The organism is Ralstonia sp. PBBBR1, from assembly GCF_002256165.1.
GTDB classification, from domain to species: domain Bacteria; phylum Pseudomonadota; class Gammaproteobacteria; order Burkholderiales; family Burkholderiaceae; genus Ralstonia; species Ralstonia thomasii.
In genome coordinates, this window is the sequence record NZ_NKIL01000003.1 from 234,212 (window position 1) to 255,342 (window position 21,131).

The 21,131-nt window shown below is 65.0% G+C and carries 26 protein-coding genes; 25 read left to right on the plus strand and 1 reads right to left on the minus strand.

The window, feature by feature from the left end; genetic code table 11:
* Positions 1-2: 2 nt before the first annotated feature.
* The 18 genes from CFE42_RS04670 (at position 3) to CFE42_RS04755 (ending at position 13,641) form a co-directional block, all read left to right on the plus strand.
* Positions 3-653 carry a DNA-3-methyladenine glycosylase gene (locus CFE42_RS04670; RefSeq protein WP_004631739.1) on the plus strand — a complete coding sequence of 217 codons (651 nt, stop codon included), beginning with the start codon at positions 3-5 and terminating at the stop codon, positions 651-653.
* A gap of 154 nt (positions 654-807) precedes the next feature.
* Entirely contained in the window at positions 808-975 is a 168-nt protein-coding gene (gene napE / locus CFE42_RS04675; protein WP_170816384.1) for a periplasmic nitrate reductase, NapE protein, read from the plus strand.
* Positions 976-1,062: 87 nt separating this feature from the next.
* Positions 1,063-1,407 carry a chaperone NapD gene (locus CFE42_RS04680; RefSeq protein WP_004631736.1) on the plus strand — a complete coding sequence of 115 codons (345 nt, stop codon included), beginning with the start codon at positions 1,063-1,065 and terminating at the stop codon, positions 1,405-1,407.
* Positions 1,379-3,895: a periplasmic nitrate reductase subunit alpha gene (gene napA / locus CFE42_RS04685; protein WP_004631733.1), complete on the plus strand. Its 2,517-nt coding sequence runs from the start codon at positions 1,379-1,381 to the stop codon at positions 3,893-3,895. Before CFE42_RS04680 ends, napA begins: the two co-directional genes overlap by 29 nt.
* 40 nt (positions 3,896-3,935) lie before the next feature.
* Positions 3,936-4,439 (plus strand): nitrate reductase cytochrome c-type subunit, encoded by a 504-nt coding sequence (locus CFE42_RS04690; protein ID WP_004631731.1) that lies wholly within the window; start codon positions 3,936-3,938, stop codon positions 4,437-4,439.
* Between the two features lie 12 nt (positions 4,440-4,451).
* A complete protein-coding gene (locus CFE42_RS04695; protein ID WP_004631728.1) occupies positions 4,452-5,039 on the plus strand; it encodes a cytochrome c3 family protein in 588 nt (195 codons plus the stop codon).
* Between the two features lie 52 nt (positions 5,040-5,091).
* Positions 5,092-5,724 carry a cytochrome c biogenesis heme-transporting ATPase CcmA gene (gene ccmA, locus CFE42_RS04700; RefSeq protein WP_004631726.1) on the plus strand — a complete coding sequence of 211 codons (633 nt, stop codon included), beginning with the start codon at positions 5,092-5,094 and terminating at the stop codon, positions 5,722-5,724.
* A complete protein-coding gene (gene ccmB / locus CFE42_RS04705) occupies positions 5,721-6,389 on the plus strand; it encodes a heme exporter protein CcmB (protein ID WP_004631724.1) in 669 nt (222 codons plus the stop codon). The genes ccmA and ccmB overlap by 4 nt, the downstream gene beginning before the upstream one ends.
* A gap of 4 nt (positions 6,390-6,393) precedes the next feature.
* Positions 6,394-7,182, plus strand: a complete 789-nt coding sequence (gene ccmC / locus CFE42_RS04710) for a heme ABC transporter permease CcmC (protein ID WP_004631722.1) — start codon at positions 6,394-6,396, stop codon at positions 7,180-7,182.
* The gene (locus CFE42_RS04715) at positions 7,179-7,331 is read left to right on the plus strand and encodes a hypothetical protein (protein ID WP_004631720.1); all 153 of its coding nucleotides are present in this window, start codon (positions 7,179-7,181) and stop codon (positions 7,329-7,331) included. The genes ccmC and CFE42_RS04715 overlap by 4 nt, the downstream gene beginning before the upstream one ends.
* A complete protein-coding gene (gene ccmE / locus CFE42_RS04720) occupies positions 7,328-7,798 on the plus strand; it encodes a cytochrome c maturation protein CcmE (protein WP_004631718.1) in 471 nt (156 codons plus the stop codon). The genes CFE42_RS04715 and ccmE overlap by 4 nt, the downstream gene beginning before the upstream one ends.
* Positions 7,795-9,813 (plus strand): heme lyase CcmF/NrfE family subunit, encoded by a 2,019-nt coding sequence (locus CFE42_RS04725; protein ID WP_004631716.1) that lies wholly within the window; start codon positions 7,795-7,797, stop codon positions 9,811-9,813. The genes ccmE and CFE42_RS04725 overlap by 4 nt, the downstream gene beginning before the upstream one ends.
* Entirely contained in the window at positions 9,810-10,352 is a 543-nt protein-coding gene (locus CFE42_RS04730) for a DsbE family thiol:disulfide interchange protein (protein WP_004631715.1), read from the plus strand. The genes CFE42_RS04725 and CFE42_RS04730 overlap by 4 nt, the downstream gene beginning before the upstream one ends.
* The gene (locus tag CFE42_RS04735) at positions 10,345-10,815 is read left to right on the plus strand and encodes a cytochrome c-type biogenesis protein (RefSeq protein ID WP_004631714.1); all 471 of its coding nucleotides are present in this window, start codon (positions 10,345-10,347) and stop codon (positions 10,813-10,815) included. The genes CFE42_RS04730 and CFE42_RS04735 overlap by 8 nt, the downstream gene beginning before the upstream one ends.
* Entirely contained in the window at positions 10,812-11,711 is a 900-nt protein-coding gene (gene ccmI, locus CFE42_RS04740; RefSeq protein WP_004631713.1) for a c-type cytochrome biogenesis protein CcmI, read from the plus strand. Before CFE42_RS04735 ends, ccmI begins: the two co-directional genes overlap by 4 nt.
* A 95-nt stretch (positions 11,712-11,806) precedes the next feature.
* On the plus strand, positions 11,807-12,892 hold the full coding sequence (gene ada, locus CFE42_RS04745; protein ID WP_004631712.1) for a bifunctional DNA-binding transcriptional regulator/O6-methylguanine-DNA methyltransferase Ada: 1,086 nt from the start codon (positions 11,807-11,809) through the stop codon (positions 12,890-12,892).
* Between the two features lie 6 nt (positions 12,893-12,898).
* Entirely contained in the window at positions 12,899-13,162 is a 264-nt protein-coding gene (locus tag CFE42_RS04750) for an Ada metal-binding domain-containing protein (protein WP_037044367.1), read from the plus strand.
* 38 nt (positions 13,163-13,200) lie between these two features.
* Positions 13,201-13,641, plus strand: coding sequence for a hypothetical protein (locus tag CFE42_RS04755; protein WP_037044366.1), 441 nt, complete (start codon positions 13,201-13,203; stop codon positions 13,639-13,641).
* Positions 13,642-13,713: 72 nt separating this feature from the next.
* Here the strand turns inward: CFE42_RS04755 and purM are convergent, their stop codons facing one another.
* Positions 13,714-14,769, minus strand: a complete 1,056-nt coding sequence (purM, locus tag CFE42_RS04760) for a phosphoribosylformylglycinamidine cyclo-ligase (RefSeq protein WP_004631708.1) — start codon at positions 14,767-14,769, stop codon at positions 13,714-13,716.
* Positions 14,770-14,932: 163 nt separating this feature from the next.
* Here purM and CFE42_RS04765 point away from each other — a divergent pair, with 163 nt between their 5' ends.
* From CFE42_RS04765 to panB, 7 genes are read left to right on the plus strand one after another with little or no spacing between them, the layout of a single operon-like run.
* The gene (locus CFE42_RS04765) at positions 14,933-16,003 is read left to right on the plus strand and encodes an AI-2E family transporter (protein WP_004631706.1); all 1,071 of its coding nucleotides are present in this window, start codon (positions 14,933-14,935) and stop codon (positions 16,001-16,003) included.
* A gap of 58 nt (positions 16,004-16,061) precedes the next feature.
* The gene (gene hda / locus CFE42_RS04770) at positions 16,062-16,763 is read left to right on the plus strand and encodes a DnaA regulatory inactivator Hda (protein WP_004631704.1); all 702 of its coding nucleotides are present in this window, start codon (positions 16,062-16,064) and stop codon (positions 16,761-16,763) included.
* 52 nt (positions 16,764-16,815) lie between these two features.
* Entirely contained in the window at positions 16,816-17,490 is a 675-nt protein-coding gene (locus CFE42_RS04775) for an HAD family hydrolase (protein ID WP_004631702.1), read from the plus strand.
* Positions 17,491-17,502: 12 nt separating this feature from the next.
* The gene (gene pcnB / locus CFE42_RS04780) at positions 17,503-19,068 is read left to right on the plus strand and encodes a polynucleotide adenylyltransferase PcnB (RefSeq protein ID WP_004631699.1); all 1,566 of its coding nucleotides are present in this window, start codon (positions 17,503-17,505) and stop codon (positions 19,066-19,068) included.
* Complete coding sequence (gene folK / locus CFE42_RS04785) at positions 19,065-19,580, plus strand: 2-amino-4-hydroxy-6-hydroxymethyldihydropteridine diphosphokinase (protein ID WP_004631694.1); 516 nt, start codon at positions 19,065-19,067, stop codon at positions 19,578-19,580. The genes pcnB and folK overlap by 4 nt, the downstream gene beginning before the upstream one ends.
* Positions 19,581-19,609: 29 nt before the next feature.
* A complete protein-coding gene (locus CFE42_RS04790; protein WP_004631693.1) occupies positions 19,610-20,254 on the plus strand; it encodes a deoxynucleoside kinase in 645 nt (214 codons plus the stop codon).
* A gap of 56 nt (positions 20,255-20,310) precedes the next feature.
* On the plus strand, positions 20,311-21,129 hold the full coding sequence (gene panB / locus CFE42_RS04795; RefSeq protein WP_004631692.1) for a 3-methyl-2-oxobutanoate hydroxymethyltransferase: 819 nt from the start codon (positions 20,311-20,313) through the stop codon (positions 21,127-21,129).
* Positions 21,130-21,131 lie beyond the last annotated feature (2 nt).

The window sequence follows — 21,131 nt, forward strand, 5'->3', positions numbered from 1 at the left end:
GCATGACTATCGCCGCAGATCTGTCCGAAAGCGCCTACCGGCAAGCCGCAACCTTCATGGCCACGCTGGACGAAGACTGGGCACGCCATATTTCCGCCACCGGCCCCTGCCGCCACACCGCCAAGCCAGCGCGCGAACCTTATGAAGCACTGATCCGCGCGATCGCCTATCAGCAACTGCACGCCAAGGCCGGTGACGCCATCCTCGGACGTTTTCTTGCGCTGTATCCGGCCGCCGCGTTTCCCGCACCGCAACAGGTGCTTGCCACCGACGAGGCAGCGCTGCGCGCCTGCGGTTTCTCTGCGACCAAACTGGCGACCATTCGCGGCATCGCACAAGCCGCGCTCGACGGCATCGTGCCTACGCGTGAGCAAGCGCTCGCCATGCCGGATGAAGCCCTCATCGAGCGGCTGGTGACACTGCGCGGGGTTGGCCGGTGGACGGTCGAAATGCTGCTGATCTACACGCTGGAGCGCTCGGACATCTTGCCCGCAGACGACTTCGGCGTGCGCGATGGCTACCGACGTTTGAAGCGGCTCGATGCCACGCCCACACGCAAGCAGATGAAGACGATTAGTCTTGCGTGGAGCCCGTATCGAACCGTCGCGGCCTGGTACTTATGGCGCGTGCCCGTCAATGTTTCAGGCTCGTGAATCCGGCAAATCTTGCGCTAGATCACGCCACGACGACATATTGCTTGCGCGATATATGTCACGCCGGGATCATGCAAAAACCTTGAATTCCCGTGCGACGTTCACTTTACTGGAAAACGTTCGCGCCATTAGCGCCGCCCTCATTGGTCGAGTCATCGTGGAACAGCCCCAAAACGTCGACGCGCGACGTAAATCCGAAGAGCTGCGGAGCTTTCTGTTTCTGACGGCCGTCATGGTGCCGGTTCTTTCCGTCATTATCGTGGCCGGCTATGGCTTTATCGTCTGGGCAACCCAATTGCTGAGCGGTCCGCCAACGCATTGAAATACGCCCGGGGGGTCCGAGGGCGAGTCGGGTTGTATGTTCGCGCAGCACTGATTAGAAAAAGGCGTTCATCGCCAAAACAGGGTCATGCGAAACACAAGAAAAATAGATATCCCCGTTCGGCCGGCGCCGCTCGATGACGACGAGTGGCATATCGCCGGCGTTCTGGTCCAGACGCGGCCAACCCATATTGCACGGGTGAGCGAATCCATCGAAAGCATCGCCGGCAGCGAAATCCATGCAGCCAGCGATAACGGCAAGCTCGTGGTCACGCTTGAGGCGCCCAGTTCGCGCGCCATCGCAGCTCACCTGACGTTCATTCAGCAGATCGACGGTGTGCTGAACACCGCCCTGATCTACCAGCACAACGAAATGGCCGACGCCATGAATGAGGAAATGGACGATGAAAGTCTCTCGCCGCGCGTTCATTAAGCAGACCGCTGCCGCCGCGACCGCTTCGGTGGCCGGCGTCACGCTTCCTGCTGGCGCCGCCAACCTCGTCACCGACAAAGAGCTGACGCAGCTCAAGTGGTCGAAGGCGCCTTGCCGATTCTGCGGCACGGGCTGCGGCGTTGAAGTGGCCGTCAAAGACAATCGCGTGGTGGCCACGCAGGGCGACCCGAAGGCCGAGGTCAATCGGGGCCTGAACTGCGTCAAGGGCTACTTCCTCTCAAAGATCATGTACGGCAAGGACCGGCTGACCCAGCCGCTGCTGCGCATGAAGAACGGCAAGTACGACAAGAACGGCGAGTTCACGCCCGTCACCTGGGACCGCGCGTTCGACGAGATGGCGATGCAGTTCAAGCGCGTCATCAAGGAAAAGGGCCCGACCGCTGTCGGCATGTTCGGCTCGGGTCAATGGACCGTTTTTGAGGGTTACGCCGCCGTCAAGCTAATGAAGGCGGGATTCCGCTCGAACAACCTCGACCCCAACGCGCGCCACTGCATGGCCTCTGCCGTGGCCGGCTTCATGCGAACGTTCGGCATGGACGAGCCGATGGGCTGCTACGACGATTTCGAAGTCGCTGACGCGTTCGTGCTGTGGGGCTCGAACATGGCGGAGATGCACCCCATCCTCTGGTCGCGCGTGACGGACCGGCGCCTCTCCGCGCCCAAGACGAAGGTCGCGGTGCTGTCGACGTTTACGCACCGCTCGTTCGATCTGGCCGATATCCCGATCGTCTTCACACCGCAGGCCGATCTCGCGATGCTCAACTACATCGCGAACTACATCATCACCAACAAGAAGGTCAACACGGACTTCGTCAACAAGCACACCGTCTTCAAGCAGGGCGTGACCGACATCGGCTACGGCCTGCGGCCCGACAACCCCGTGCAGAAGGCCGCCAAGAACGCCGACAAGGTGGGTGACTCCAAGCCGATCTCATTCGACGAGTTTGCGAAGTTCGTCTCGACGTACGACCTGGACTACACCACCAAGCTGGCGAACCCGGACAAGAGCAAGGAGAAGGAGTTCAAGCAGCAGCTTCAGAAGCTTGCCGAGCTGTACGCCGATCCGAGGATCAAGGTCGTGTCGTTCTGGACCATGGGTTTCAACCAGCACACCCGCGGCACCTGGGCGAACAACATGATCTACAACCTGCACCTGCTGACAGGGAAGATCGCCACACCGGGCAACAGCCCTTTCTCCCTGACGGGCCAGCCTTCGGCATGCGGCACCGCGCGCGAGGTGGGCACGTTCTCGCACCGCTTGCCGGCCGACATGGTGGTGACCAACCCGAAGCACCGTGAAGAAGCCGAGCACATCTGGAAGCTGCCGGCCGGCACGATCCCTGAAAAGCCCGGCTATCACGCGGTGCTGCAAAACCGCATGCTGAAGGACGGCAAGCTCAACGCCTACTGGGTGCAGGTCAACAACAACATGCAGGCCGGCGCCAACATCAACGAGGAAGGCTACCCGGGCTACCGCAATCCGGCGAATTTCATCGTTGTTTCGGACGTGTACCCGACCGTCACCGCACTGGCCGCCGACTTGATCCTCCCGAGCGCGATGTGGGTTGAGAAGGAAGGCGCCTACGGCAACGCCGAGCGCCGCACGCAGTTCTGGCATCAACTCGTTGATGCGCCGGGTGAGGCGCGATCCGACCTGTGGCAGCTGGTGGAGTTCTCCAAGCGTTTCAAGGTGGAAGAAGTCTGGCCCGAAGACCTCATCGCCAAAAAGCCGGAGCTGCGCGGCAAGACCCTCTACGACGTGCTCTACCGCAACGGCAATGTCGACAGGTTCCCGCTCAAGGACGTCGACCCGGAATACAACAATGCCGAAGCCAAGGCGTTCGGCTTCTACCTGCAGAAGGGCCTGTTCGAGGAGTACGCAAGCTTCGGGCGCGGCCACGGCCATGACCTGGCACCGTTCGACGATTATCACAAGGCGCGCGGATTGCGCTGGCCGGTGGTCAACGGAAAAGAGACGCGCTGGCGCTACAAGGAAGGCAGCGATCCGTACGTCAAGGCCGGCACCGGCTACCAGTTCTACGGCAACCCGGATGGCAAGGCGGTGATCTTCGCCCTGCCCTATGAGGCACCGCCGGAAGTGCCAGACAAGGAATACCCGTTCTGGTTGTCGACCGGCCGCGTGCTGGAGCACTGGCACTCGGGCTCGATGACGCGCCGGGTGCCCGAACTGTATCGCGCATTCCCGAATGCGGTCTGCTTCATGCACCCGGAAGATGCAAACGCGCTTGGGCTGCGGCGTGGTGTCGAGGTCGAAGTGATCTCGCGGCGCGGCAAGATGCGCACCCGCATTGAAACGCGCGGCCGCAACCAGCCGCCGAAGGGCCTGGTGTTCGTGCCGTGGTTCGATGCAAGCCAGCTCATCAACAAGGTCACACTGGATGCAACCTGCCCGATCTCGCTGCAGACGGATTTCAAGAAGTGCGCCGTCAAGATCGTGAAGGTCTGACGAGCACAGGCAGACGACACACGCGCAACAGGAAAACGTCATGAAGCTCAACCGACTCTTGGGACTGCCAGCCGCCATCTGTGCGCTGCTCCTGGCGACCCTTGCCAACTTGCCCGCGCAAGCCCAAGGCGTGGTCGACGCCATGCGCGGCCCCACGCCGATTGCCGCCGAATCGACACCGCCGATCCTGTATCCGACCGAGAACAAGGACGTGCGCCGCGAGCGCAACTACACCGGGCAGCCGCCGACGATTCCGCACAAGATCGACGGCACCTACATGTATCAGATCAACAAGGACCACAACGGTTGTCTGTCCTGCCACGCGCGTACGAAGGCCGAAGAGATGCGCGCGATCGCGATCAGCCCCACGCACTACGTTGACCGCGATGGCCATCAACTGGCCGACGTTTCGCCGCGCCGCTTCTTCTGCTCGCAATGCCACGTGCCGCAGGCCGACGCCAAGCCGCTTGTCACCAATACGTTTGTCGATGTCGATCAACTGCTCAAACGCAAGCCTGATGGCAAGAGCGTTGGCAAGAACTGAGGCGGTGCAGTCATGTTCGACCTGATCAAGCGCTACTGGCGCACCATCAACCGGCCCAGCGCGTATTTCAGCCTGGGCTTTCTAACGTTGGGCGGCTTTGTTGCCGGCGTGGTGTTCTGGGGCGCGTTCAACACCGCGATGGAAGTGACCAATACCGAAGCGTTCTGCACGGGTTGCCACGAAATGCACGACAACGTGTATCAGGAGCTGCAGAGCACGATCCACTACACCAACCGCAGCGGCGTACGTGCAATCTGCTCCAACTGCCACGTTCCGCACGCCTGGACGAACAAGATTGCTCGGAAGATGCAGGCCTCCAAGGAAGTGTGGGGCAAGATTTTCGGCACCATCGACACGCGCGAGAAATTCGAGGCCCACCGACTCGAGCTGGCCCAGCATGAATGGGATCGGCTGAAGGCCAACGATTCATTGGAATGCCGCAACTGCCACAACTACGAATCGATGGACTTCACGCGGCAAAGCCCACGCGCCTCTGCCATGCATTCCCAATACCTGGGCAGCAAGGAGAAGACCTGTATCGACTGCCACAAGGGCATTGCGCACCATCTGCCCGACATGTCGAAGATGAAGGCCGAGTGAGGCACGTGATCGTGCGGCATGCGCTAGCCCCCATTCGACTCCGACACCTGCCGTGCTTGTTGCCAGCCAATTGACGTTTTCGCGCGCCGGCCGCCGGATCTTCCGCGAGTTGGACCTCTCGGTGTCGGCGGGCGAGCTGGTACAGGTAACGGGGGCGAACGGCAGCGGGAAGACCACGCTGCTGCGCGTGCTCTGCGGCTTGCTCGCACCGGCAAGCGGCTCACTGACATGGCACGGCGTACCCGTGCGCAGCGGCGATCCCGCCTTGCTCAATGCGCTCTGCTATGTGGGGCACACCAACGGCATCGACCCTGATCTGACTGTGACAGAGAGCCTGCGTCTGGCCAAGCAGTTGGCCGGGTTGCGCGATTCGGCATCCGAGCCGTTTGGCATCGGGCCCGCACTGGAAGCGCTCGAACTCGGCAAGCTTGCCGCCACGCCCGTGCGCAAGCTCTCGCAAGGCCAACGCCGGCGAGTCGCACTGGCGCGCTTGGTGCTCGCCCGGCGCGAGCTGTGGCTGCTCGATGAGCCAATCGCCTCGCTTGACGACCATGCACTCGGGCTCTTCACCGCACAACTGGATGCACACTTGCGTGCAGGCGGCATGGCCATCATGGCCACGCACCAGTTGCTGTCGCGCCCGCACGGGGCAAATCGCGTACTTCGGCTTGGGGGAACCGCATGAAACCCATGCTGATGGCCATCCTGCGGCACGATCTGGCGCTGTCATGGCGGCGACGCGGCAACCTGGTCGGCGGCGTGGTGTTCTACGTCATTGCGGCGAGCCTGTTTCCGCTGGCCATCGGCCCCGACCCGCAGCAGCTGCGCATGCTCGCCCCGGGCATCCTGTGGGTAGCGGCGCTGCTGGCGTCGATGCTCTCGCTCTCCCGGTTGTTTGCGCAAGAATACGCTGATGGCAGCCTGGATCAACTGCTGTTGTCGCCACACCCGCTTGCGCTGATCGTACTGACGAAGATCGCAGCGCACTGGCTCGCGAGTGGCCTGCCGTTGCTGCTGCTGACGCCCATCCTGGCGCAGCAGTACAGTCTGCCGCTGCATGCAACGCTCCTGCTGACAGCCACGCTGCTGATCGGTACGCCGGCCATTGCGCTGATCGGTGCCGTTGGCGCGGCGCTCACACTGGGCGTGCGTAACGGAGCAGCGCTGCTGTGCATCCTTGTGCTGCCGTTGTGTGTGCCCGTGCTTGTGTTTGGTGCAGGCGCCGGATCAGCTGCCGACGCAGGGCTTGATGTCATGCCGCATTTGTCGCTGCTGGGCGCTTGCCTGGCGCTGTCGTTGTTTGTGTGCCCGCTGGCCACTGCGGCCGGGCTGCGGATTGCCGTGGAATGACCCGATGACGAACCGATCAGGACTCCACACCCCTCCCATTGCCGCCCCGCGCGAACCTGCCTCCCGGCGCTGGAACTGGCTCGCGTATGCGTCGCCCGTGCGGTTTGATCCACTCGCGCGCAAGCTGGTGCCGTGGTTTGGCGCGGCGGCACTCATGTTCCTTGTCGCGGGCCTCTACGTTGGCTTTGTGGTGGCGCCCACCGATGCGCAGCAGGGCGAGGTCTACCGCATCATCTTCCTGCACGTGCCGGCTGCGTGGATGTCGATGTTCATCTATCTGGTGGTGGCCGGCTATTGCGCGCTGGCGCTGGTGCTGCACACACGGCTTTCGTCGATGATGGCCTCGGCGCTGGCACCCACCGGCACGCTGTTCACTGCCATTGCGCTGTGGACAGGCGCGCTGTGGGGCAAGCCAACGTGGGGCACGTGGTGGGTATGGGATGCGCGCCTGACGTCGGAGTTGCTTCTGCTCTTTCTGTACCTTGGCTTCATCGCACTGGAGAGCGCCATTGAGGACCCCCGCCGTGCCGAGCGCGCCTGCGCCGTGCTTGCCGTGGTTGGCGTGGTCAACATCCCCGTGATCTATTTCTCGGTGCAGTGGTGGAACACGCTGCACCAAGGCGCATCCATCAGCCTGACGGCAGCTCCGTCGATGGCGATGACGATGTTGCTCGGGATGTTGCTGATGACGCTCGCGTGCTGGATGTACAGCATCTGCGTGGCGCTGATTCGCGTGCGCTGCATCATGCGCGAACGCGCCGACGACGACCTCAACCCAAGCACACCGGCATGAGCCAGCTCTCCGTCAATCACGTCGACTATATTGCGGGCGCGTTTGCCGTGGCCGCCATCTGCATCGCGGCCGAGTTGCTGCTGCTCGCCCGCCGCTGGCGCGCAACCAATCGCGCCAGTCATCCCCATCCTGACGGCGGCGACCAATGACACGCAGACAACGCCGCCTCGGCATCCTGCTCGCCGCGCTGGTGTGCGCGGGTGCGGCTACCGCGCTTACGCTGAATGCATTCCGCTCCAATCTGGTGTTTTTCTTCAGCCCCACCCAGATCGCCGCCAAGGAAGCGCCTGTGGCACAGGTCTTCCGGCTGGGCGGGCTCGTCGAGCGCGGCTCGATCCAGCGCGAACGTGACGGCATGACCATCCGCTTTATTGTCACCGACACAGCGCGCGGCGTGCCGGTCGTCTACCACGGCTTGCTGCCGGACCTGTTCCGCGAAGGCAAGGGCGTCGTGGCACGCGGCCGGCTCGGTGAGGACGGCGTCTTCGTCGCCAACGAGGTGCTCGCCAAGCACGACGAAAACTACATGCCGCCCGAAGCTGCTGATGCCCTACGCCGCGCTGCGCAAGTCAACGAACAGATGGCGAAGGAATCTGCCCGGAGCGCGTCACGATGATTGCCGAGCTAGGCCATTTCGCGTTGATCCTGGCGTTGCTGACTGCTGCCATGCAATCCGTGCTGCCGCTGGTTGGCGCAGCGCGCGACGACGAGCGTTGGATGGCCGTGGCGCGACCCGCTGCGCGCATGCAATGTGCATTGGTTCTCGTGGCGTATGGCGCGCTGACATGGGCCTTCGTCAGCAACGACTTCAGCGTGCTCTATGTCGCCGCCAACTCGAACAGCGCGCTGCCGCTGCCCTATCGCGTGGCCGCCGTGTGGGGCGGACACGAGGGATCGATATTGCTTTGGACGGCGATGCTGGCGTTGTGGTCGCTGGCCGTGTCGTTGTTCAGCCGTCAACTGCCGTTGCCCGTGGTGGCGCGCGTGCTGGGCGTGATGGGCGCCATCAGCACGGGGCTGCTGCTTTTCTTGCTGTTCGCATCCAACCCATTCCTGCGCCTGTTGCCGCCTGCCATGGAAGGGCGCGACCTCAACCCGCTGCTGCAAGACCCGGGCATGGTGTCGCATCCGCCCATGCTCTACATGGGTTACGTGGGCTTTGCCGTGGCGTTCTCGTTTGCGATGGCCGCGCTGCTGTCGGGCCGGCTCGATGCCACCTGGGCGCGCTGGTCGCGGCCGTGGACGACCGCCGCCTGGGCATGCCTGACGACCGGCATCATGCTCGGCAGCGCATGGGCGTACTACGAACTCGGCTGGGGCGGCTGGTGGTTCTGGGACCCGGTCGAAAACGCGTCTTTCATGCCGTGGCTGGCAGGCACGGCACTGATCCACTCGTTGGCGGTGACGGAAAAGCGCGGCATGTTCCGCGCATGGACGGCGCTGCTGGCCATCTTCACGTTCTCGCTCAGTCTGCTCGGCACGTTCCTCGTCCGCTCGGGCGTGCTGACGTCGGTGCACGCCTTTGCGGTCGACCCGAAGCGCGGTCTCTTCATCCTCGCGTTGCTGGGCATCGTAACGGGCGGCGCCCTCGGTCTGTTTGCGTGGCGCGCAAAGCGGTTGTCCAGCAGCGCCTCGGAAGGCGCGACGTTCCCGCTGTTCGCGCGTGAATCGTTCCTGCTGGCCAACAACGTGCTGCTGGCGGTGGCGGCCGCCACGGTATTGCTTGGCACGCTGTATCCGCTTTTGCTTGATGTGCTGCGGCTGGGCAAGATCTCGGTCGGGCCAGCGTATTTCGAACAGGTCTTTGTGCCGCTGATGTCTCCTGCGGTGCTGCTGATGGGTGCCGCGCCACTGGCACGCTGGCGTCACGGTGCGCTGCCGTCGATGGCGGTGCGGCTGCGATGGGCAGCAGTGGCGAGTGTTGCCGTCGGGCTCGGACTGGCGGTGTTGTATCGGACGTCCGCGCTGGCGGGCCTGGGGCTGACGCTCGCCGCATGGTGTCTTGTGAGCGCGCTGGCCAGTCTGGCCGAAAAGCTTCGCCAGCCCGGCAATCGATTGACGACGCTGCGGCAACTGCCGCCGAGCTACTTTGGCATGCTGGTGGCGCACGCGGGGGTCGGCGTGTTCATTGCGGGCGTCACGCTGGTGCTCAGCCAAGAGACGCTACGCGAGCTGCCGGTGCGCGTGGGCGGCAAGGTGGAGGTGGGCGGCTACATGTTCCACCTCGCCAGCGTTGCGCCTGCGCAGGGCCCCAACTACGACGTCTTGCGCGGCCATGTCGACGTCAGCCGCAACGGCAAACCCGTGGCCACGCTGCTACCCGAGCGGCGCCTGTACCACAGCCAGGAAAATCCCACGACCGAAGTCGCCATCGACAGCGGCATCACGCGCGATCTCTATGTCGCGCTTGGTGAATCACTCGGACAAGACAACTGGGCCATGCGCATCTACATCAAGCCCTTTGTCGGCTGGATCTGGGCAGGCTGTGTGCTGATGGTGCTGGGCGGGCTGCTGGCCGTGTGCGACCGCCGCTACCGGCTGCGCCGCCGCTTCACGTCATCGCGCGCCGCGCCCGACACTGCACGGGGCGGCCCGTCATTAGCGATGCCAGCGACCGAGGAGCTACGGTGAAGCTGCGCTACGTGCTGCCGCTGGCAGCGTTCTTTGTTCTGGTGATTGCGCTGGCGGCGGGGCTGTCGCGTGACCCGCGCGAACTGCCCTCGCCGCTGGTCGGCAAGCCCGCACCGGCGTTCAGGCTAACGGCGCTGGAATCGACTGCCGGCCCCCTCACGCCGCAAGACCTGCGCGGCAAGGTATGGATGCTCAACGTCTGGGCATCGTGGTGCACCGCCTGCCGCGCAGAGCACGCCGTGCTGAACGCGTTCGCGAAGCAATCAGCCGTGCCGATCTACGGCCTGAACTACAAGGACGACGCCGACGCGGCACGCGCGTGGCTCAAACAAATGGGCGACCCGTATGTCACGTCGCTCATCGACGCAGACGGCAAGGTCGGCATCGACTACGGCGTCTACGGCGTGCCGGAAACCTTCGTCATCGACCGCGCTGGCGTAGTGCGCTATCGGCAGGTCGGCCCCGTGACGGCCGAGTCCATGGAACGCAGGATCGTGCCGCTTCTGCAGCAACTGGAGCAGGAAGGTGGTCATGCATAAACGACTGGCTGCGCTCCTTCTCGCGGGCGTCGCTGCGTTCGTGCTGCAGACGCCCGCCTGTGCCGCAGCGTCGGACACCGATCTCGACACCCGCGTCCATGCGCTGTCGGAGCAGCTGCGCTGCCTCGTCTGCCAGAACCAGACCCTCGCCGATTCCAACGCCGACCTGGCCGTCGACCTGCGCCGCCAGATTCGCGAAAAACTGCGTGCCGGCGCCACCGAGGCCGACGTGAAGGACTATCTCGTGCAGCGCTATGGCGATTTCGTCCTGTACCGTCCGCCTGTCAAACCGCTGACGTATCTGCTGTGGTTCGGCCCGGTGCTGTTGCTGATGTCGGTGGTGTTCGGCATCGTGTCGTCCCGCAAACAGCAGAAGGCCCCCCCTGCCGAGATGGACGCTGACGCGCAAGCGCGCCTCGCCGCCCTGCTTGCGGCGTCGCCACCGGAAGACCCCCGTCCATGACCGTGATGACCTTGTTCTGGCTGCTCGCGGCCGTCCTCACGGCTGTCACCATGGTGGTTCTACTGACGCCATTGCTGCGACGCGCGCGCAACGATGTGGGCGATACGCACATCCAAATCCCCACCGTGCGCAGCCAGATGGTGCGCTGGTACCAAGACCAACTGCGCGAACTGGATACCGACCTGCGCACCGGCGCTATGGATGCCGCAGGCCACGCGCACGCACGCGCAGAGCTTGGCCGGCGGCTGCTGGACGACACAGCCGGCACCGCCAGCACCCCGCAGGCGCGACCCGACCGCCGCCCCGTTCTGTTCGCCGCAGTGCTGCTGGCCGCGTTGCCCACCTTCGCCGTGCTGCTGTACCAGCACCTGGGAAAGCCCTCTGCTCTGTGGATGCCCGGCGACATGATGACCGCCGCCCGCAGCGACCACACCGGAGGAGATGCGCAGATCGAATCGATGGTCAACGGCTTGGCGAAACGGCTGCGCGACACGCCTGACGACGCACCCGGCTGGGCGCTGCTTGCGCGGTCCTACAGCACGATGGAGCGGCCCGCCGATGCTGTCGCCGCCTATGCCAAAGCGGTCGCCCTTGCCCCCGACGTCGCCAGCCTGCGCGCCGATTACGCCGACGCACTCGCCACCGCGCAGGGCGGCGCCCTGGCTGGTGCGCCCATCGAGCAGGTGCGCCTTGCCCTGAAGGCCGACCCGGACGAGCCCAAAGCGCTGGCCCTGGCCGCTTCCGCCGCCGTCGAACGTGGTGACGTGAGCGATGCCATCGCCCACTGGGAGCGCCTGTACCAGTTGCTGCCGCCCGAATCTGCCGGTGCCAAGCAGATCGCCACCAACCTGGCTGCCGCGCGCGCCGATCAGCAAAAAGCACCCCGCGTCAAGTGACGCGTGCGCTGCTTCGAATTTGACCGCAAGACCCGGAGTGTCCCGCCAGGGGGCCACACCTACAGTACAGTCATCCCAGTCCATTGGATGACGTCATGCAAACCTCCGCCCGCCCCGTACCGGACACCACCCTCGTCGAACACGACCCGCGCTGGGCTCGCGTGCTGGCGCGCGATGCCTCTGCCGACGGGCAATTCGTCTATGCGGTGAAGACCACCGGCGTGTATTGCCAGCCGAGCAGCCCGTCGCGCCTGCCGCGCCCCGAAAATGTCGAGTTCTTCGAAACGCCTGCCGACGCAGAAGCCGCCGGTTACCGCCCGAGCCGCCGTGCTGGCCCGGATCAGACCACCGTCCGGGCGCAGCAAACCGCGCTCGTCGCGCAAGCGTGCCGGCGCATTGAAGCAGCCGACACGCCGCCCACGCTCGACGCGCTGGCGCAAGACGCCAGCCTGAGCCCGTATCACTTCCATCGTCTGTTCAAAAGCGTCACCGGCCTCACGCCCAAGGCCTATGCCGATGCGCATCGCGCCCGCAAGCTGCGCGCGCAACTGGAACGCGGCAGCAGCGTCACCGAAGCCATCTACGACGCCGGATTCAACGCCAGCAGCCGCTTCTACGAGGCGTCGGACAACGTGCTCGGCATGACGGCCAGCCGCTACCGCGCAGGCGGCGCACAGACGACGATCCGCTTTGCCGTGGGCGAATGCTCGCTCGGCTCGATCTTGGTGGCGCAGAGCGATCGCGGCATCTGCGCGATCCTGATGGGCGACGACCCCGACGCGCTCGTGCGCGATCTGCAGGACACCTTCCCGAAGGCCGAACTCATCGGCGGCGATGCGAGCTTCGAAAATCTGGTGGCGAAAGTGGTGGGTTTTGTCGAAGCGCCGTCCATCGGCCTGGACCTACCGCTGGACGTGCGCGGCACCGCGTTTCAGGAGCGCGTGTGGCAGGCGCTGCGCGAAGTGCCGCCCGGCAGCACCATCAGCTACACCGAGATTGCCGCGCGCATCGGTGCCCCCAGGGCGGTGCGCGCGGTGGCGCAGGCCTGCGCGACCAACCACATTGCGGTGGCCATCCCATGTCATCGCGTGATCCGCCGAGACGGCAACGCCTCGGGGTATCGCTGGGGCGTGGAGCGCAAGCTGGCGCTGCTGGAGCGCGAGGCGCAATCCGCCGCATGAAACCGCGTGAGAACGTGGACGCTCATCGGCGCCTGCGGCCAGCCTTATGAGAGCGCCGTGCCCGGCACGCTAGGCGGGCATCAGCGTGCTCGCATCTATGGCCGCCTCGATTGCGCCGCCGCACGCCGGGCCATCGCGCGCGGCGGTTATGTGCGCCACCGCGTGTTCTTCCTGGACGAAGCCGATGCGCGTGCCGCCGGCTACCGGCCCTGCGCAGTGTGCATGCCACAGGCGTATGCGGCATGGAAAAGATCGGCCGGTTCCGGGTAAAGTCGGGGGCTGATCATCGCCGACACGCTTCGCACATCATGACCAAACCCCTGCTGCTTGCCGCGCTCGCAGCGCTCGCGCTTGCGGGCTGCGGCCGCTCCGACGACGCGCACAAGCCTGCCGTGCCCGCTCCGGCTTCCGCACCTGCGGCCTCCGCCCCTGGCGCATCCAACGCCGCCAATGCACCGGCCGCAAGCGCGCCCGCCGTCAGCGAAGCCGAACAGGCCAAGGCCGTCGATCTGGCCCGAGCCGCCCTCGAGAAGTACAAGCTGACCACCCTGCCGCAGGAATGCCTGTCGTTCCTGGTGGACCGGGCCGACGACACGCACAACAGCGTCGAAGTGTTGGAAAATCACACCCCGACGTGCGGTGGCGATCCGAACACCGCCCCGCGCGTCGTCACGTTGCTCATCGACAAGAACACCGGTGCGCTGCAGAAGGACGACCCGGCCAGCGGAGAATACGTCCCGCTGAAATAAGCCCCCGCGCAACGACGCGCATAAAAAAACTGCCGAACGCATCGGCGGTTTTTTGTTGGTGCGGGCTTCGCGTCAGACCACGATCGTCTGCGCTTCGCCGGCCTGGCGGGCACGGATTTCGCCAATCTGGTAGACCGTTTCGCCCGCGTCCTTCAGGTGTGCGATGGCGGCCGGTGCGTCGGCCGCCGACACGATCACGACCATGCCGATACCGCAGTTGAACACGCGGTGCATTTCGTCATCGGCCACGTTGCCGGCCTTCTGCAGCCACTGGAACAGCGGCGGCAGCGTCCAGGCGCTCTTGTGCAGCACGGCCGTCAGGTTGTCTTGCAGCACGCGCGGCACGTTTTCGGTCAAGCCACCGCCGGTGATGTGCGCCATGCCCTTGACGGTCAGCTTCTCCATCAACGCCAGCAGCGGCTTCACGTAGATGCGCGTCGGCGCCATGATGGCGTCCTGCAGGCGCTGACCGTGGAAATCGGCGTTCAGGTCCGGGCGCGACACCTCGATGATCTTGCGCACCAGCGAGTAACCGTTCGAATGCGCACCCGACGAAGCCAGGCCCAGCACCACGTCGCCCTCGGCAATGGTGGTGCCGTCGATGATCTTGCGCTTTTCGACCGCGCCGACAGCAAAGCCGGCCAGATCGTATTCCCCGTCCGGGTACATGCTCGGCATTTCAGCGGTTTCGCCGCCGATCAGCGCGCAGCCAGCCAGCTCGCAACCCTGGGCAATGCCCTTGACCACGGTGGCGGCGGTGTCGACGTCGAGCTTGCCGCAGGCGAAGTAATCCAGGAAGAACAGCGGCTCGGCGCCCTGCACCAGGATGTCGTTCACGCTCATGGCGACCAGATCCTGGCCAACCGTGTCGTGGCGATTCAACGCAAAGGCCAGCTTGAGCTTGGTGCCCACGCCGTCGGTACCGGACACCAGCACCGGCTCCTGATACTTCTTGGACAGCTCGAACAGCGCGCCGAAGCCGCCGATGCCGCCCAGCACGCCTTCGCGCATGGTGCGCTTGGCAAACGGCTTGATGCGGTCGACAAGGGCGTCACCCGCCTCGATGTCGACGCCCGCGTCGCGGTAAGACAGGCCGGTCGATGCGGATGGGGTATCGGAAGCGCTCATACAGTCGTCTGAATTGAAAAAACCGGGAAAGAAAGCGAGACGGCAGCGGGAAGTCACAAAAATCGGACCCGCCGGTCCAGTAAAATCGCGATTTTACCGGATGCGGCCGTCCCGATGGCCGCTTTTCCGACTCCTCCACCCCGCCATCGGAACCGTCGCCCCCATGAACGCCCCCGTGCTGTCACAGGAAACCAAGCGCACGCTCGCCTGGATCGCCGTGGCGCTTGTCTTCCTGGCCCTGCTCAAGGCGCTGGCGCCGACGCTCACGCCCTTCGTCTTCGCGTTCATCCTGTCGTACATCCTGCACCCGGGCGTGGAATGGCTGCAGCGCCATCGCGTACCGCGCGTGCTGGGCGTGTTTTTGATGATCCTGGTGCTGTCGGTGGTCGGCGTGGCGCTGATGCTGCTGATCCTGGCGGTGCTGCAGCGGGAGATTCCGGCCATCCACGAGCAATTGCCCGGGATGCTGGCCAAGCTCAACGCATTTCTGTCGCCCAAGCTGGACGAATTGGGACTGCATGTCAGCTTAGATTTTCCCGGCCTGCGCGCCCTGCTCACGGAACAGCTCGCCGCCAGCCCTGACGACGTGGTGGCCCGGGTGCTGACTTATTTGCGCGTCTCGGGCTCGGCGGCCGTCCAGGTGCTAGGCCTCTTCTTTCTCGTCCCAATCGTGATGTTCTACCTCCTGATGGACTGGAACATGCTCATGCGCCGGCTCGAAACCTCCGTCCCGCGCCGCTGGCTGCCCAAAGCACGCGAATTGGCCGCCGAAACCGACGGCCTGCTCTCCCAATACCTGCGCGGGCAGATCATCGTGATGCTGGTGCTGGCGGTGTACTACTCGGCGGGGCTGGCGCTGGCGGGTTTTGACGTGGCGCTGCCGGTGGGCATTTTTACGGGGCTGGCCGTGTTCATCCCGTATATCGGCTTTGGCGTGGGGCTTACGCTGGCCATCCTGGCCGCACTGTTGCAGTTCGGCAACCTCTATGGCCTGCTGGCGGTGGCCGTGGTGTACGGCATCGGCCAGTTCCTGGAAGGCTTCTACCTGACGCCCCGCCTGGTGGGCGAACGCATCGGCCTGCATCCGCTGGCGGTCATCCTCGCCTTGCTGGCTTTTGGCCAATTGTTCGGTTTTTTCGGTATCCTCCTCGCCCTACCGATGAGTGCTGTGCTGCTGGTCGGTCTGCGGCAGATCCGACAGCTTTACCTGGGCAGCCGGCTCTACCAGGATTGAAAGCCACCAAAGGCAACTGAAGGCAACTGAAAAGTACGGCGATTCCACTCCACGTTTCATGGCCACACCCGAACAGCTCCCGCTCGAACTCGGTGCGACACCCGCCCCGACCTTCGACAACTTCGTCGCCACCGGCAACGAAGAGGCGGTGCTGCGCCTGCGCGCCCTGATTCCGCAAGTGGTGGACGGTACCGCCACCGACCGCCTGGTCTACCTGTGGGGCGAGGAAGGCAGCGGCCGCAGCCACCTGCTGCAGGCCATCTGTGCCCAGACCGAGGCCGGCGGCTACGAAGTCCGCACGCTGGAACCCGACGCCCCGCCCGAGGCCTTCGAATTCGACCCGACCATCACGGTCTGGACTATCGACGACGCCGAGCGCCTGGACGAATGGGCGCAGATCGCCGTGTTCAACCTCGTCAATGAAGTGCGCGCACATCCGCATGCCGCCATCGCCATTTCCGGGGCAGCTGCGCCGATGGCGATGCCGCTGCGTGAAGATCTGCGCACTCGGCTGGGTTGGGGTCTGGTCTACTGGTTGCGCCCCCTGTCCGACGCCGACAAGGTTGAAGCGCTGCGCCAGGCCGCCCGCGAACGCGGCATGCAGCTCTCAGCCGATGTGCCGCAGTGGCTCGTGACGCACTCCTACCGCGACATGCCGAGCCTGATGGCTTTGCTGGACGCTCTCGACACCTACTCGCTCGCCCGCAAGCGCGCCGTCACCCTGCCGCTCGTGCGCGACATGCTCGCGCTGATGAAGTGAGCCCCGGGGCTGGCGCGGCCGGTTATGTAACGTTCGGGTAAAATCGCGCCCCATGAATCTGGCCCTCTTCGACCTCGATCACACCCTCATCCCCACCGACAGCGACCACGAGTGGGGACGCTTCCTCATTCGCCGCGGCGTGGTGGATGCGTCCGAATACCAGCGCAAGAACGATCAGTTCTATGCCGACTACAAAGCCGGCACGCTGGATATCCACGCGTTTCTGCGCTTTGCCCTGGCACCGCTCGCTGCCCACCCGCGCGACACGCTCGCCCAGTGGCACGCCGAGTTCATGCACGACGTGATCCGTCCGAAGATCACGCCGCAAGCGCAAGCGCTGGTCTACAAGCACCTGGACGCCGGCGACCTGTGCTGCGTGGTCACCGCCACCAACAGCTTCGTCACCCGCCCGATTGCCGAGGCGTTCGGCATCGATCACCTGATCGCCACCGAACCGGCCACCACCGACGGCAGCCCGGACAGCGCCTTCACCGGCGATGTGGCCGGCACACCGAGCTTCCGTGAAGGCAAGGTTGCGCGCGTGCACGAGTGGCTGGCCAACATGGGCCGCGGCTGGAGCGATTTCGAGCGAAGCACCTTCTACAGCGATTCGGCCAACGACGTGCCGCTGCTGGAGGAAGTGACTGACCCCGTCGCCACCAACCCGGACGACACGCTGCGCAACCTCGCAGCCGCGCGCAACTGGCGCATCATGGATCTCTTCTAAGCAGGGCGTGGCGTGATCAAGAAACTCATCAATCGCCTGCTGGGCAAAACCTCCGCAGAGCCTCAGGCACCTGCTGAACCCGGGGCGACCGCCGCCAGGAAGACCCGCGCGCCCAAGGCACCGAAGGCGGCCAAGGCTCGCACCAAGGCCTCCGCCGGTGGCGTGCCGCGCCAGGCGCGCGTGTGGAGCGTGGACGAGCACGGTATCGACCCGAAGCTGCTCTCCCGCAACGCGGTCAAGGTCACATCCACGCTGCAGGAAGCCGGCTACGCCGCCTTCATCGTGGGCGGTGCCGTGCGCGACTTGCTGCTCGGCATCAAGCCGAAAGACTTCGATGTGGCGACCAACGCCACGCCCGATCAGGTCCAGGCGCTGTTCCGCCGCTCGCGCATCATCGGGCGCCGCTTCCAGATCGTGCACGTCACGTTCTACGGCGGACGCGATCAGGAAATCATCGAAGTCTCGACCTTCCGCGCGCTCGTCGACGCGGTTGACGCCGAGCAGGTGCCCGCCGGCAAGCGCGTCAAGCGCACCGAGCTGGACCACCACACGCACGCCGTCGACGCCAGCGGCCGTGTGCTGCGCGACAACGTCTGGGGCACCCAGGCCGAAGACGCCACCCGCCGCGACTTCACCGTCAACGCGATGTATTACGACCCCGCCGACGAAACCGTGCATGACTACCATCACGGCATGGAAGACATGCGCGCCCGCACGCTGCGCATGATCGGCGATCCGCACACCCGCTACCGCGAAGACCCGGTGCGCATGCTCCGCGTGGTGCGCTTCGCAGCCAAGACCGGCTTCGACATCGACCCGGACACGCGCGCGCCGATCGCGGAGCTGGGCCCGCTGATCCACAACGTGCCGGCCGCCCGCCTGTTCGACGAGATGTTGAAGCTGCTGATGTCGGGCCACGCCTGGGCGTCGCTGCAGGAGCTGCGCAAGGCGGGCCTGCATCGCGGCCTGCTGCCGCTGCTGGACGTCGCACTGGAGCAGCCGATGGGCCAGCGCTTCGTGCAGCTTGCGCTCGACAACACCGACGATCGCGTCAAGGCTGGCAAGCCGGTCTCGCCGGGCTTCCTGTTTGCCTCCCTGCTGTGGCATCACGTGGTCGAACACTGGAACCGCCGCCGCGCTGCCGGCGAGCCGCTGATCCCCGCGCTGCACACCGCCATGGATGAAGTGCTCGACCGTCAGACCGAGCAACTCGCCATCCAGCGGCGCTTCACCTCCGACATGAAGGAAATTTGGAGCATGCAGCCGCGCTTTGAGAAGCGCTCGGGCCGCATGCCGTATCGGCTGCTGGAGTCGCCGCGCTTCCGCGCCGGCTACGACTTCCTCGCGCTGCGCTGTGCCTCGGGCGAATTGCCACAGGAACTCGCCGACTGGTGGACCGACTTCCAGAGCGGCGACGGCGAAGCCCGCGAAGCCCTCATGGCACAAGCCAAGCACGCCCCGAGCCCCTCGGCAAATGCTGGTCCGGCGAGTCCGGGCAAGCGCCGTCGCCGCCGACGTGGTCCGGCAAAATCGGATACAGTCGGTGACGTCAATCCGGGAAGTTCGGAGGAAACGTGAAGACAGTGGCGTACATCGGCATCGGCGCCAACCTGGGCGACGCGCGCCAGGCTGTGAAAGACGCCGTGGTCTGCCTCGCACAGCAGGTCGGCATCACCGTCACCGGCAAATCGAGCCTGTATCGCAGCGCGCCCGTCGAATCCAGCGGCGACGACTACATCAACGCCGTGGTGCGCATCGATACGCATTTCACCGCCGACCAGCTGCTCCGCATCTGTCACCACATCGAAGACCAGTTCGGCCGCGAGCGCCCGTTCCACAACGCGCCGCGCACGCTCGATCTGGACTTGCTGCTCTACGGGGACCACGTCCTCACCTCACCCGAGCTGACGGTGCCGCACCCCCGCGTGGGCCAACGCGCCTTCACCCTGCTGCCCCTGCATGAACTGGCGCCCGACCTCGTGATTCCAGGCATTGGCGCCGTGGCTGCGCTGCTGCCCGGCGTGGCCGACCAGCGCATCGAAAAGACCACGATGTGTCAGTGCATGCGCGCCAAGCAGCCCGCCGCCTGATCATTCGCACCACGCACAAACACCTGCCGATGGCCCTGGACCACCTGCGCCGTATCGTTGTCGAGGGGCCCATTGGCGTGGGCAAGACCGCGCTGGCCCAGCGTCTGGCCGATCATCTGCGCGCGTCGACGTTGTTCGAGACGCCCGCCGAAAACACCTTCATCGCCCGCTTCTACGAAGACCCCGCGCGCTATGCGCTGCCGGTGCAGCTGCGCTTCCTGCTGCAACGTGCCGAGCGTCTGAAGGCGTGGCACAAGGCAACGCTCGCCGGCGAGCGCATCGTCGCCGACAGCTTCCTGCCGCGCGACCGGCTGTTCGCCCAGCTCACGCTGCCCGCCGATGAACTCGCGTTGTACGACGCGATGGCCAATGCGCTGGCCCTGCCGCATCAGCGCATCGACCTCGTCATCTGTCTGCAGGCGCGCGCCGAAGACCTGCTGCCACGCATCACCCGTCGCGCCGTTCCTTACGAAACAGGCATCGATGCGGAGTATCTCGAACGCATCTGCGCCGCATACGGCGAGCTGTTTCTGTATTACGATGCCGCACCGACGATGATCGTCGACACCGCTGCCTTCGACCCCGCAGGCAACGACGACGATTTCCGCACCTTGCTCGCCCGCATCGACGCGATGCGCGGGCCCAAGGAATTCATCAAGCTGGCAACGCGCTAGTCGACGCACCACATGGTCTGCGTGGGCGCTCGCGATGCCCCAATGAGTCTCAGTCCATGAGCTATCTCCAGGAATCGAACCGCAAGGCCGTCACGGTGACTTCGCTGCAGGCCATGCGCGCCGCCGGCGAGCGCATCGCCATGCTGACCGCCTACGACTCCAGTTTCGCCGCCCTGATGGATCGCAACGGCACCGACGTGCTGCTCGTCGGCGATTCGCTCGGCAACGTGATGCAGGGCCAGAAGACCACGCTCCCGGTCACGCTGGAGCACATCGTCTATCACACCGAATGCGTATCGCGTGGGACGACCAAGGCGCTGCTCGTGTCGGACCTGCCGTTTGGCACGTATGGCACGCCGGAACAGGCTTTCCACAGCGCCGTGCGCGTGATGCAGGCTGGCGCACAGATGGTCAAGCTCGAAGGCGGCGTGTGGCTCGCGCCGACCATCAAGTTCCTGGTTGAACGCAGCATCCCCGTGTGCGCGCACATCGGCCTGACGCCGCAATCGGTGCATGCATTTGGCGGCTTCAAAGTGCAGGGCCGCGGCGACGAGGCGGCCGCACAACTGAAGGCCGACGCGCTGGCCGTGCAGGACGCCGGCGCGCAACTCGTCGTCATGGAAGCCATCCCGGCTGGGCTGGCCGGTGAAGTCACGCGTCTGCTTGCCATCCCGACTATCGGCATCGGCGCCGGGTTGGAGTGCTCCGGCCAGGTGCTCGTCATGCACGATATGTTGGGCGTGTTCCCGGGTCATCGCCCCAAATTCGTACGCAACTTCATGGACGGGCAGACCACCATCGATGGTGCCGTCGCCGCCTATGTGGCTGCCGTCAAGGACGGTACGTTCCCCGGCCCGGAACACACCTTCGCCTGAGC